Source organism: Thioclava arctica, assembly GCF_040892615.1.
GTDB classification, from domain to species: Bacteria; Pseudomonadota; Alphaproteobacteria; order Rhodobacterales; family Rhodobacteraceae; genus Thioclava; species Thioclava arctica.
On the sequence record NZ_JBFRYC010000003.1, the window covers coordinates 66,983 to 80,595 of the forward strand.

At 59.9% G+C, this 13,613-nt stretch carries 8 protein-coding genes; 3 read left to right on the forward strand and 5 right to left on the reverse strand.

From position 1 onward, the window contains the following. Positions 1-16 precede the first annotated feature (16 nt). Entirely contained in the window at positions 17-919 is a 903-nt protein-coding gene (locus AB4874_RS05870; protein WP_368391280.1) for a peptidylprolyl isomerase, read from the reverse strand. A 189-nt stretch (positions 920-1,108) separates the two neighbouring features. Between AB4874_RS05870 and secA the strand changes: the two genes are divergently transcribed. Both secA and AB4874_RS05880 read left to right on the forward strand, forming a co-directional pair. Continuing rightward, on the forward strand, positions 1,109-3,790 hold the full coding sequence (gene secA, locus AB4874_RS05875) for a preprotein translocase subunit SecA (RefSeq protein WP_368391281.1): 2,682 nt from the start codon (positions 1,109-1,111) through the stop codon (positions 3,788-3,790). A gap of 277 nt (positions 3,791-4,067) precedes the next feature. After that, positions 4,068-5,030 (forward strand): hypothetical protein, encoded by a 963-nt coding sequence (locus AB4874_RS05880; RefSeq protein ID WP_368391282.1) that lies wholly within the window; start codon positions 4,068-4,070, stop codon positions 5,028-5,030. Here the strand turns inward: AB4874_RS05880 and radC are convergent. The 3 genes from radC to dnaK form a co-directional block, all read right to left on the reverse strand. Further along, positions 5,021-5,794: a RadC family protein gene (radC, locus tag AB4874_RS05885; protein WP_368391283.1), complete on the reverse strand. Its 774-nt coding sequence runs from the start codon at positions 5,792-5,794 to the stop codon at positions 5,021-5,023. The genes AB4874_RS05880 and radC overlap by 10 nt on opposite strands. A gap of 96 nt (positions 5,795-5,890) precedes the next feature. After that, complete coding sequence (gene dnaJ, locus AB4874_RS05890; protein ID WP_368391284.1) at positions 5,891-7,051, reverse strand: molecular chaperone DnaJ; 1,161 nt, start codon at positions 7,049-7,051, stop codon at positions 5,891-5,893. 76 nt (positions 7,052-7,127) lie between these two features. Beyond that, entirely contained in the window at positions 7,128-9,041 is a 1,914-nt protein-coding gene (dnaK, locus tag AB4874_RS05895) for a molecular chaperone DnaK (RefSeq protein ID WP_295531054.1), read from the reverse strand. Between the two features lie 199 nt (positions 9,042-9,240). On the opposite strand from dnaK, the gene AB4874_RS05900 reads away from it, so the two are divergent. Further along, positions 9,241-9,861: an alpha-ketoglutarate-dependent dioxygenase AlkB family protein gene (locus AB4874_RS05900; RefSeq protein ID WP_368391285.1), complete on the forward strand. Its 621-nt coding sequence runs from the start codon at positions 9,241-9,243 to the stop codon at positions 9,859-9,861. A 16-nt stretch (positions 9,862-9,877) separates the two neighbouring features. On the opposite strand, the gene smc is transcribed toward AB4874_RS05900, so the two are convergent. Next, positions 9,878-13,336 carry a chromosome segregation protein SMC gene (gene smc, locus AB4874_RS05905; RefSeq protein ID WP_368391286.1) on the reverse strand — a complete coding sequence of 1,153 codons (3,459 nt, stop codon included), beginning with the start codon at positions 13,334-13,336 and terminating at the stop codon, positions 9,878-9,880. Positions 13,337-13,613: the final 277 nt, after the last annotated feature.

Sequence of the window (13,613 nt, forward strand, 5' to 3'; positions counted from 1 at the left end):
ACGCCCGCCGTTCAGATCAGTTCCCCAAAATCGACTGATCCTTCAGCACGGACGGATCAATCCCTTGCGTCATCTTGTCGATTTTCGCGGCGTTCACAACATCCGTCACACGCTTTTCGACAGCTTGCTGACGAATATCGCCTTCAAGTTTCTTGCGCACATCTGCCAGCTTGGGGGCGTCGACCATTTTTGTGCCGATCAGTTCCACGACATGCCAGCCATATTGCGTCTGGATCGGACCTACGACTTCGCCATCCTTCATGCCCACCAGCGCATCGCCAAACGGTTTGACCATGTCAGCCAGCTTGAACCAACCCAGATCGCCGCCATTGGCTGCTGCGCCATCGGTCGAGTATTTCTTCGCCTCATCGGCAAATTTCGCGCCGCCGTCGATCTCTTTCTTGATCTTCTCGGCCTCATCCTTGGTTTTCACGATGATATGGGCGGCGTGATATTCCTTGGTCGGCTCGGCCTTGGCATATTTCGTATCGTAGGCTTTTTGAACGGCTTCATCGGTCACGGCCTTGTCGGCAGTGTAATTGAGCAGCGAGCCAGACAGGTAGGCGCGTTTTTGCACCTCAAGCGCGATCTCGTCGCGATGGGTCATGCGTTTTTCGCCGATTTCGGCCAACGCGGTCTGCTGGATCAACTGTTGCAACACGCCTTCAAACAGCTTGTCATCGGGCAAAGACTGATATTGCGCGGGCAGGCCATCGCGCACCGTAATCATCTGGCCCAGCGTGATGTCTTTGCCATTGACCGTTGCAACCACCGTGTCAGCGGTCAGATCGGTGCGCGGCTTGGCCGGTGTTGCGGCCTTGGCGGCATCGCTTGCAGGGGCCGAGGTTTTGGCGTCTTCGGCCATTGCAGCCCCGCCGATCAGGGCCAGTACTGCGACGCTTGCGAAAAGTCTTGTCATTTTGGGCATCCTTGCCACTCCATCTTGGCCGCGTCCTTGGGCGGCGTTGACACTGTGACGGTCGCCGCTTACATCGCCTAAGGTCTGTAAGAGGCGCACCGCCCTTGTTTCGTTCGCTGTTCTAACAGGCCCGCTCGGCGCGACAAGGCGCTCGGTTACACGAAATGGTCAGATACCCCCGGAGAATACATGCTTGGCATCGGAACAGTCGCAAAGAAGGTCTTCGGAAGCTCGAATGACCGCAAAGTGAAGTCGGTGCGCCCGTTGGTGGCGAAGATCAACGCGCTCGAACCTGAATTTGCCGCACTCAGCGATGAGGGAATCATCGAAAAGACGCGCGAATTCCAGCGTCGGGTGCAGGAAGAGGGCGAGAGCCTCGACAAAATCCTGCCCGAAGCCTTCGCCAACTGCCGCGAGGGGGCGCGCCGTGCGTTGGGTCTGCGGGCCTTTGACGTGCAGCTTGTGGGCGGAATTTTCCTGCATCAAGGCAATATCGCCGAAATGAAGACGGGTGAGGGGAAAACCCTTGTCGCAACTTTTCCGGCCTATCTGAACGCGCTTGCTGGCAAGGGCGTGCATATCGTGACCGTCAACGACTATCTGGCGCGGCGCGATGCGGACTGGATGGGCAAGGTTTACAACGCCATGGGGATGACTTGCGGCGTCGTTGTGCCGTTCCAGCCCGATGGCGAGAAACGCGCCGCCTATGCCGCCGATGTCACCTATTCGACGAATAACGAATTGGGTTTTGACTATCTGCGCGACAACATGCGCACCTCGGTCGAGGAGATGGCGCAGCGTGGCCATTTCTACGCCATCATCGATGAGGTCGACTCGATCCTGATTGACGAGGCGCGCACGCCGTTGATCATTTCGGGACCCTCTGATGACCGCTCAGAGCTATATATCACCCTCAATGAGTTCATCCCGAAGCTGACGGAAGAGCACTATGAGGTGAACGAGAAAGACCGCAACGCGACGCTTACCGAAGAGGGTAACGACTATCTCGAAAAGCTTCTGCTTGAAGGTGGGGTCTTGCCCGAAGGTCAGTCGCTTTATGATCCCGAGAGCACCACGATCGTTCACCATGCCAGCCAGGCCCTGCGCGCTCATAAACTGTTCTTCAAAGATCAGAACTATGTCGTCGCAGACGGTGAGATTGTTCTGGTGGACGAATTTACGGGCCGGATGATGAAGGGGCGTCGTCTGTCAGATGGCCTACATCAGGCGATCGAGGCCAAGGAAGGCGTCGAAATTCAACCCGAAAACGTGACGCTCGCCTCGGTGACGTTCCAGAATTATTTCCGCCTCTATAACAAACTTGGCGGCATGACCGGTACGGCTGCGACCGAGGCCGACGAATTCGCCGAGATTTATTCGCTTGGCGTTGTCGAAGTGCCCACCAACCGCCCGATCGCGCGTAAAGACGAACATGATCGCGTCTATCGCACCGCACGCGAGAAATATGAAGCCGTAATCAAATCGATCGAAATCGCCCATAAAAAGGGCCAGCCAATGCTTGTTGGCACCACCTCGATCGAGAAGTCCGAGATGCTGTCGGACATGCTCAAAAAGGCGGGCATCGCGCATAGTGTGCTGAACGCGCGCCAACACGAGCAAGAAGCCAAGATCGTCTCGGATGCGGGGCGTTTGGGTGCTGTGACCATCGCCACCAACATGGCGGGTCGCGGGACCGATATTCAGCTTGGCGGCAACGTCGATATGAAACTGCTCGAAGAGCTGGATTCAAACCCCGACGCCGATCCTGATGAGGTGCGCGCGCGCATCGAAGCAGAGCATGCTGACGAAAAGGCCAAAGTGCTTGAAGCGGGTGGTCTGTTCGTTCTGGCCACGGAACGCCATGAAAGCCGGCGCATCGACAACCAGCTGCGCGGCCGCTCGGGCCGTCAGGGCGATCCTGGTCGTTCACTGTTCTTCCTGTCGCTCGAGGACGATCTGATGCGGATCTTTGGCTCGGACAAGCTGGATGCGGTGCTCTCGAAACTTGGCATGAAAGAGGGCGAGGCGATCATCCACCCCTGGGTGAATAAATCCCTTGAGCGGGCGCAGGCCAAAGTCGAAGGCCGCAACTTTGACATCCGCAAACAGCTGCTGAAATTCGACGACGTGATGAACGATCAGCGCAAGGCGATCTTCTCGCAGCGCCGCGAAATCATGGAGAGCAATGAGGTCGATGAAATCGCGCGCGATATGCGGGTGCAGGTGATCGACGATCTCGTGGACACCTATATGCCGCCGAAATCCTATGCCGATCAGTGGGATGTCGAAGGTATGCATGCGGCCTTGATCGAGCAGCTTTCCATCGATCTTCCGATTGCAGCCTGGGCCGAGGAAGAGGGCGTGGATCAAGATGTCGTCGCCGAGCGCATCGTGGCCGCGACCGACGCGGAAATGGTGCAAAAGACCGAGGCCTTCAGCCCCGAGCAGATGCGCATGATCGAAAAGCAGGTTCTGTTGCAGACGATCGACGGTAAATGGCGTGAGCATCTGGTCACGCTTGAACATCTGCGCTCGACGATCAGTTTCCGCGGCTATGCGCAGCGTGACCCGCTGTCGGAATTCAAAACCGAAGGCTTCCAGTTGTTTGAGATCATGCTGGATGGGCTGCGCGCAGATGTCTCCCAACAGCTTTCGCGTGTGCGCCCGCTAACCGCAGAGGAGCAAGCGCAAATGCTGGAAATGCAGATGCCACAAAGTGCCGCTGCAGAGCCTGATGCTCTTGAAGGCGCAACGCCCGCACCCGGCTTCGTCGAGACAGATCCCACGACATGGGGAGATCCGGGCCGCAACGACCCGTGTCCCTGTGGTTCGGGCAAGAAGTTCAAACATTGCCACGGTCAGCTGGTCTGATTTCGGCATGAAGGGGCGGCTTCGGGTCGCCCCTTTTGTTATCTGCGCTACAGTCCATCGCCCAAATCCGACAATCTCGATGCTATCGGGCAAGAATTGGGCGGTCATGCGGCGAGACTGACTTCTCGCTCCGCATCTGGTGTTTGGTTAACGCTATCCCACCATAGATTGCGACACATTGTGTTCCTGATTTGGAAACATTTCCCCATTCCCGCCCAAGCTTCGCCGTGATCGCTTGGTAGCTTCATCCGAAGGCAAGAATGCTGGAGGAAAACATATGCGCAAACTCCAAAAAGTGACGTTGGTAGCCGGGACGTTCCTTCTGGCGGCGGCGACCGGGCACGTCATGCAAAGCGTGAGCCCCGATTTTTCGGCATTTTCGCCCCCCAACCCGACGAGCGGCGCGATGGTGACAGGCCTATCTCTGCCCACTCCTCAGCCGCGTGTTCAGCTTTCGGGCATGACCGTTTTGCACAATCCACCGACGCATCGCATTGCGCAGGATACCGGAGTGGGCGCGATTCCGGAAATGCCGGCCGCAACTGACTCAGGGTTCGTGCATCTGCAAAGCACCGCTTGCAAAGATGCCTCTCTTGATCTGAGCCTTGTGCCGCCCGGCGCGGTCTCGGTAGCACTGACGGCGGGCTGTGCGCGCAATGATACGTTGAATATTCATGAAGGCACCCTGTACATCGCCGCCCAAGCGGATGCCGAGGGAAATTGGCAGGGTTTGCTCCCCGCGATGCAGGCCAAAAACACAATTTCTGTGCACAATACGTCCGGGCCGGTCGCATCTGGCACCATCTCGGCTCCCGAGTTTGCCAAACTGGATCGCGTGATTTTCTCGGCTGATGCCGGGTCCGAAATGCATCTCAATATCTATGAAAAAGGGGCCGGTTTCGATGGTGCGGGCCATGTCAGTGTTGCCACCCCGCGCACGCCTGACACGCCGATGGGTGGTTTCATGATGCACTACCAGGGCCCCAAAAACAGCCAGATCGAGGTCTATACTGCCCCTGCGACTTTAACGCCCGTGCGCATGCAAATTGAGACTGAAGTCACCCCGAAAAATTGCAACAAAACCATCACTGGTTCGATTCGCCGGGTGATTGCGGGGAAAAGTCAGGCTGCGGTCCCGATTGCCATCGAAATGCCCGATTGCGAGGCGATGGGACAATTCGTCGTCTTACCACTGTCCGACTTTCAAGATGCGCGCAGCAAACAGTTGGCTCAAAAATAGCCAGCCGAACGCAGGCTGATTTCGGTGCTTTTCCCGATGATCAGATGGTCATGCACCACGATTCCGAAAACCCCGGCGGCCTGTTCAATCTGACGAGTCATCGCGATATCGGCCTCTGACGGGGTTGGGTCGCCCGAGGGATGGTTGTGCACGAGGATAAGCGCCGAGGCGTTGAGTTCCAGCGCGCGCTTGACGACCTCGCGCGGATACACGGGCACATGATCAATCGTGCCCTGCGCCTGCTCCTGATCCGCGATGAGCACGTTCTTGCGGTCTAGATAAAGCGTGCGAAACTGCTCTGTTTCTCGATGGGCCATCGCGGTGTGGCAGTAATCTATCAGCGCCTGCCATGAACTGAGCATCGGCCGGTTTATCACCCGCGATCGTGCCAAGCGTTGCGCCGAGGCCTCCACAATCTTGAATTCCTGGATCACCGCCTCGCCCACACCACTTACCTCGCGCAGCCGCGCAGGCGAGGCAGACACGACACGGCCAAAATCGCCAAAGGTTTCCAGCAACCGATGAGCCAGCGGTTTGACATCCTGACGCGGGATGGCACGAAACAGAACGAGTTCCAGCAGTTCATAATCCGGCAAGGGCTGCGCGCCCCCTTGCATAAAGCGGGTGCGCAACCGCTCTCGATGATCGCGCAGATACGACGGTTGACGCCCTGCAGGTCCGGCCAAAGCCATTGCGCGCGCTTCATCGGGATCCGCAAAAAGCGGCAAAGCAGATTCGTGAAAGGAGGACGGGCGCTGGCTCATTCCCGGAGATTGGCTGATTTCAGGTGAACAAACCGTTAAAATCAGAACAAACCATGATCTTTCGGATATAGAAAAAGGCGCCCGAAGGCGCCTTGATCAATTGGTCATCCCTTCCCAGAAGCTTTTGACTTTCTTGAAGAAACTCGCACCTTCCGGGTTGTTTTCGGCTTCGATCTCCTGAAATTCGCGCAAAATTTCTTTTTGCCGCGATGTCAGATTCACCGGAGTTTCGACCGCCAGTTCGATGAACATGTCGCCCACGCCACCCCCGCGCAGCGCGGGCATACCCTTACCACGCAAGCGCATCTGTCGGCCCGACTGGCTGCCCGGCGGGATCTTCACCCGGCTCCGGCCACCATCAATTGAGGGCACCTCAACCTCGCCACTCAGCGCGGCGGTCACCATTGAAACGGGGACACGGCAATGCAGATCGGTGTTGTCGCGTTCAAACAGCGCATGGGGCGCGACCTCGATGAAGATATAGAGGTCGCCCGAGGGACCGCCGCGCAGCCCCGCCTCACCCTCGCCTGCATGGCGAATCCGGGTGCCCGTCTCGACCCCCGGAGGGATGTTGACCTGCAACTGACGCTCAACTTCGACACGGCCCGCGCCGTGACATTTCCGGCAGGGATTCTTGACGACCTGACCTTGACCACCACAGGTGGGACAGGTGCGCTCAACCGTGAAAAAGCCGTTTTGCGCGCGCACTTTGCCCAGACCGGAACAGGTCGGGCAGGTTTGCGGCTCGGCACCGCCTTCAGCCCCGGTGCCATTGCACGAGGTACAGGCGGCCGAACTGGGAACGGTGATGGTCTTTTGCGTGCCCGAGAAGGCCTCTTCGAGAGTAACCCGCATGTTGTAGCGCAAATCCGAGCCGCGTTGCGCGCGCGAGCGCCCGCCGCCGCCGCCGGGGCGGCCGCCCATGAAATCGCCAAACAGGTCTTCGAACACATCCGAGAAAGCTGAGGCGAAATCGCCCTGCCCCGGACCGCCGCCATAGCCGCCACCGGGACGGCCACCGCCCATGCCACCCTCGAATGCCGCATGACCAAAGCGGTCATAGGCCGCCTTTTTGTCAGCGTCTTTCAGGACGTCATACGCTTCGTTTGCTTCTTTGAACTGGGCCTCGGATTCGGGATTATCTTTGTTGCGATCGGGATGCAGCTCTTTGGCCTTGCCCCGATAGGCTTTCTTGATTTCCTCGGCCGTGGCGCCCTTGGCGATGCCAAGAACCTCATAATAATCGCGTTTTGCCATCGGCTACCCCTTTTGGGAGAACATGGAAACGGGCCCGCCTTGTTTTCGGCAGGCCCGATCCAACATTCATCCGCGCTTATTTGCGCTTGTCGTCGCCCATATCTTCGAAATCGGCATCAACGATATCGTCATCGACATCGCGCGGGCCGTCTTCGTCGGGAGCGTCGCCCTGACCGGCTTTGTCCTGCTCAGCCTTATAGATGGCCTCGCCAAGTTTCATCGCCGCCTCGGTGAGGTTTTGCACCGCACCTTTGATCTTGCCGACCTCATCGGTCTTGAGGGCTTCTTCCAGCGCATTGGCCGCCAGTTCGATCACTTCGACCGTCGAGGCATCGACCTTGTCGCCATGCTCTTCAAGCGATTTACGCGTCGAGTGCAGCAGCGATTCGCCTTGGTTGCGGGTTTCGACCAGTTCCTTGCGGGTCTTGTCGGCTTCGGCATTCGCCTCGGCATCCTGCACCATCTTCTCAATCTCATCATCCGAGAGACCGCCCGAGGCTTGGATCGTGATCTTCTGCTCTTTGCCGGTGCCTTTATCTTTGGCCGACACGCTGACGATACCGTCGGCGTTGATGTCGAAGGTCACCTCGATCTGAGGCATACCGCGCGGAGCCGGCGGGATGTTTTCAAGGTTGAACATACCCAGCAGCTTGTTGTCGGCTGCCATCTCACGCTCACCCTGGAAGACGCGGATCGTCACCGCGTTCTGGTTATCCTCGGCGGTCGAGAAGATTTGGCTCTTCTTGGTCGGGATCGTGGTGTTGCGGTCGATCAGGCGGGTGAACACGCCACCCAGCGTTTCGATACCAAGGCTCAGCGGCGTCACGTCGAGCAGCACCACGTCCTTGACGTCGCCTTGCAACACGCCAGCCTGAATGGCTGCGCCCATCGCCACAACCTCATCGGGGTTCACGCCTTTATTGGGCTCTTTGCCGAAGAAGTTGGTAACCTCTTCCACGACTTTCGGCATCCGGGTCATACCACCGACCAGAACGATCTCGTCGATTTCGTCCTTGCTCACGCCAGCATCTTTCAACGCGGCAGCGCAGGGCTTCATCGAAGCTTTGATCAGATCGTTCACAAGGCTTTCCAGCTTCGCGCGGGTCAGCTTCATGACCATGTGCAGCGGCGAGCCGTCCTTGCCCATCGAGATGAAGGGCTGGTTGATTTCGGTCTGGCTCGACGAAGACAGCTCGATCTTGGCTTTCTCGGCGGCTTCTTTCAGACGCTGAAGGGCCATCTTGTCTTTGGTCAGATCGACGCCGTGCTCTTTTTTGAACTCGTCAGCGAGGTAGTTGACGATCCGCATGTCGAAATCTTCACCGCCAAGGAACGTGTCACCATTGGTCGATTTCACTTCGAACAGGCCATCGTCGATCTCAAGGATCGTGATGTCGAACGTACCACCGCCAAGGTCATAAACGGCAATCGTCTTGGTTTCTTTGCGATCCAGACCATAGGCCAGCGCAGCCGCGGTCGGCTCGTTGATGATGCGCAGCACTTCGAGGCCGGCAATCTTGCCCGCGTCTTTGGTCGCCTGACGCTGAGCGTCGTTGAAATAGGCCGGAACGGTGATGACGGCTTGCGTCACTTCTTCGCCCAGATAGCTTTCAGCGGTTTCTTTCATCTTCTGCAAGATCACAGCGGACACCTGCGCGGGGGAGTATTTCTCACCCCGAACTTCGACCCATGCATCCCCATTGCCACCATCGACAATGTCATAGGGCACGAGTTTCTTATCCTTCTCGACCTCTGCATCCGTCGTGCGACGCCCGATCAGGCGCTTAACGGCAAAGACGGTGTTGGACGGGTTGGTGACGGCCTGGCGTTTTGCCGGCTGGCCGACCAGACGTTCATCGTCGGTATAGGCGACGATCGAGGGCGTCGTGCGCGCCCCTTCGGAGTTTTCGATCACACGGGGCTGCGCGCCGTCCATGATAGCCACGCAGCTATTGGTGGTCCCGAGGTCGATGCCGATTACTTTGGCCATGATATTCCCTCTCTTGGCGATATGGTGGGGTGCGGGTCCTGTCAGGCACCCGGCCCCTATCCCTTGGGTTTAGGTTTCAACTCTCTGCCCAGACGCGTTACTGGTCCGCGACCGGCTTGGGTGCGTATATAAGGAGGCCTAATTCGGGCTGCAAGAACCGTCCCCCTATGAAGTCCGCGGGAATTTGACGAAAATGCCGATGGAAACCGAAAAACGACCCGCCGCGCAGAAGATTCGCGGATTTTTGCATTATCCGGGCTGGTTAAGCGCGCCAGAACAGCGCGCGCTGCGCGATGATCTGCGTAACGTGGTGGCCGCCGCGCCGCTATTTTCCCCGATGACGCCCTATGGCAAGGAGATGTCCGTGCGCATGACCTCGGCGGGGCGGTTCGGCTGGGTCTCGGATCGGCGCGGCTATCGCTATAGCGAAACCCATCCCAACGGCTCCCCTTGGCCCGCCATTCCGCCCTCGATTTTGGCGATCTGGAGGGCCGTTTCGGAGAGCGCGCGCGATCCAGAATGTTGCCTGATCAATTTCTACTCCGAAGGCGCGAAAATGGGCCTGCACCAAGATCGCGACGAGGCAGATTTCGGTCATCCCGTGGTGTCGATCAGTCTGGGCGATGACGGGTTATTTCGGATCGGCAATAAGACGCGCGGCGGCAAGACCGAAAGCCTCTGGCTCCGCTCGGGCGATGTGATGGTGATGGGGGGCGACGCGCGACTCCTGTATCACGGAATCGATCGGATCGCGCCGGGCACCTCGACCTTGCTTCCCAAAGGCGGGCGCATCAATATCACTCTGCGGGTGGTGACCTGAACGCATTGTCGCCGCGTCAGGCGACCAGTGCTTCGGCCTTTTTCAGATCGACCGAAACAAGCTGACTGACGCCCTGTTCCTGCATCGTGACGCCAAACAGGCGGTCCATCCGCGCCATCGTCACAGCGTGGTGCGTAATGATCAAAAACCGCGTGTCTGTGCGCCGGGTCATCTCATCCAGAAGATCGCAGAACCGGGTGACGTTCGCATCATCCAGCGGCGCGTCGACCTCGTCGAGAACGCAGATTGGTGCCGGATTGGCCAAGAATACCGCAAAAATCAGCGCCATCGCGGTCAAGGTCTGCTCACCGCCCGACAGCAGGCTCAATGTGCTCAGCTTCTTGCCCGGCGGTTGGCACATAATCTCAAGCCCGGCCTCCAGCGGATCATCGCTTTCCACCAGTTCCAGCTTTGCGGTGCCGCCGCCAAAAAGATGGGTGAACAGCGTGGTGAAGCTTTCATTGACCTGCTCAAAAGCCGTCAACAGCCGCTCGCGCCCCTCGCGATTGAGCCCGGAAATGCCGGCGCGCAGTTTGCGGATCGCCTCTTCCAGATCGGATTTCTCTTTAACCAGCGCGTCGTGTTCAGTCTCAACTTCACGCGCATCTTCCTCAGCACGCAGGTTCACCGCCCCCAAGGCTTCGCGTTGCCGCTTGAGGCTGTTGACCTGCGTCTCCAACGCCTCGACATCGGGCATTTTATCCGGGTCACCCGCAAGCGTTTCCAGCAGTTGTTGCGGCGTGCATTCCGACTCTTCGCTGATGCGCTCTGCGGCATGAGTCACCGTTTCGCGCGCGGCATCGACGCGGGCCTCGGCGCGGGCGCGGGATTCGCGCGCCTCACCTGCCAGCCGTTCGGCGTCACGCTCGGCCAGTTGGGCCTCGCGCAAGGCGGTTTCTGCCGCCGACAGCGTGTCCGAGGCCGTGGCCAGACGCGCCTCTGCCGTGGTGATCGCTTCTGAAAGGTCAGACCGTTTCTCGGCCAGAATCTCGGGAACAGCCCCCGCCTCGTCCAGCTCATCCTCGGTCTCAAGCTTGCGCGCTTCCAGTTCCGCCGAGCGTTTCTCGGCCGTCTCAAGGCGATGCCGCCAGCCCGACATTTCCTTGGTGATTTCCTGACGCCGCTTGAGGCGCGCCTCACCCTCGCGGCGAATTTCGTCATGCGCGGAACGCTTGGTCATCATTGTCATGCGCGCGGCTTCCACCGTCATCTTGATCGCATCGACATCAGAGCGCGCGGCAGCCAGATCGGGCAAACCGTTCAGGGTGTTTTCCGCATCGCGCAAAGCCATACGCGCGCCGCTGGCCTCATCTTCGTGACGCGTTACGGCGAGCTGCGCGCTTTCCAGTTTCGAGCCCGCAATCGCGCGATCGCTTTCGACGCGTGACAAGGCGCGCCCGGCCTCAGCCAGCCTGCGGTCGGCCTCGCGGCGGGCATCGCGTGCGGCGGCATCGGCGCGGGTCGCCTCAGCCAGATGTGCGGTCAGCATCTCATGGGCTTGGCGGGCCCCTTCGGCGCGGGCCGAAATTTCCTCAAGATCACGCTTCAATTCGACCAGTCGGTTGAGCTGTTGCAGGCGCAACGCCGCCGCGGTGGGCGCATCCTCGGCCCCAGCGCGAAACCCGTCCCAGCGCCACAGATCACCCTCACTCGAAACCAGCCGCTGGCCGGGACGCAGCTGTTCCTGCAAGCGCGCGCCCTCGTCCCAATCCGCAACCAACCCGATCTGCGAGATCCGGCGCGCCAGCACGTCGGGCACCTCAACATGATCCGCCAGCGGTTCGACCCCGACAGGCAGGGATTGCGTGTCGTCATAGCCCGCCAGCACCTGCCAGCCCGTCGCCTCATCCCCCGAAACCTCGGGGGCGCGCAAATCATCGGCCAAAGCCGCGCCCAGCGCCGCCTCGTAACCCTTGTCGACGCGCACGCGGTCCAGCAATTGCGTGCCACCCGCACTTTCGCGTTCAACCAGCCGTGCCAAAGCCCCGACCTCGGCGCGCAACGCCCCAGCCTCGCCCTCAGCCTCGGATCGCGCCGCGCGCGCGGCACTTTCGCGCGCCTGAATTTCGCCGCGCGCATCATCGGCGGCGGCAAGCGCCTCATCGGCGGCTTCGGCTGCGGCCTGCGCTTGGGCTTGGGCAGTTTCAGCCTCGGTGAATTCCTCGGAAGACTGCGCCAAGGCCGACTGAGCGGCCTGCGCGGCCTGTTTCGCCTGCGCGGCGGCGGTTTCAGATTTCTCGGCCGTTGCGCGATTATCCGTGACCAACCGCTGTGCCGATTGGTGCCGCGCCGCGAGGCGGGCGACATCTTCGGTCAGCTCCGATAGCCGCGCTTCGCGGTCCTGCAAAATCGTGGCCGCCTCATGCGCATCATCTGTCGCGCGCGCCAGCTTGTCCTCATGCCCCTCGGAGGCCTTGGTGATTTGCCCCTGCTCCCATTCGAGCCGCTCAATCGTTTCGCCCGCATCGCGGTTCAGCCCCGCCTCGCGGTCCATATCGCGCATCAACTGCTCGATCCGGCCCTGCAAAGTGGCGATCCGGGCGCGCGCCTGATCTTCTTGATCAGACAGCGCATCACGTTCGACCACCAGCCGCTGCAAGATCGCCGCCGCCACGGTCTGTTCCTCACGCAAGGGCGGCAAAGCCTCGTCGCGCGCGACACGGATAGATTCGGCCTCGCGCGCCGTGCGTTCGGCTTGCGCGGCGTTGGTGACCTGTTCGCGCAGTGCCGCTTGCGCCGCCTCGCGCGCCAGATCGGCCTCACGCCAACGGCGATACAGCAACATCCCCTCGGCGCGGCGCAGATCATCGCCAATCGTGCGATAGCGCGCGGCTTGGCGGGCCTGACGCGCAAGCTGCGCCAGTTGCGCGGCCAGCTGTTCGATCACGTCATCGACGCGGAGCAGGTTCTGCTCGGCCCCATTTAGCTTCAACTCGGCCTCGTGGCGGCGTTGATACAGACCGGAAATCCCCGCCGCCTCCTCTAGAATGCGCCGGCGCGCCTTGGGTTTCGCGTTAATCAGTTCGGATATCTGGCCCTGCCGCACCAGCGCCGGGCTATGCGCGCCGGTCGAGGCATCGGCGAACAGCATTTGCACATCGCGCGCGCGCACATCCTTGGAATTGACCTTGTAAGCCGAGCCCGCATCGCGCGTGATCCGCCGAATGATCTCCAGCCCGTCACTTTCGTTAAATCCCGACGGCGCGAGACGTTCAGTATTGTCGATCTGCAACGAGACTTCGGCAAAGTTGCGCGCCCCACGCGAGGACGCGCCCGCGAAGATCACATCCTCCATCCCGCCGCCGCGCATCGCCGAGGGGCGATTTTCGCCCATCACCCAGCGCAGCGCCTCAAGCAAGTTGGATTTACCGCAGCCATTGGGCCCGACAACACCGGTCAGCCCATCGTGGATCACCAGATCGGTGGGGTCCACGAAGCTTTTGAAACCGTTGAGGCGTAGCCGTGAGAAGCGCAAATGCCCTGCCTTTCCGAATCTGCGAAGCGTTAAGAAGTGTCCGCAGCCATGGCGCTCGAGTCAACCAAAACGCACCTCATATCGATGCGCAGGCGCGCTTATCCACAAGATATTGGCGTATTCCCGCGCAGATCTGTCGGGTCATGGCCCAAAGGCAGAGCTGCGCGAGATAGCGCGCCCTGAGCGCCTCGAATGGACAAACGCACGTGACGGCAATGCCGTTGAGGATCGCGATGACGATCAATGTCGGCTTCATCCTTTGGATGGTCTTCGTACC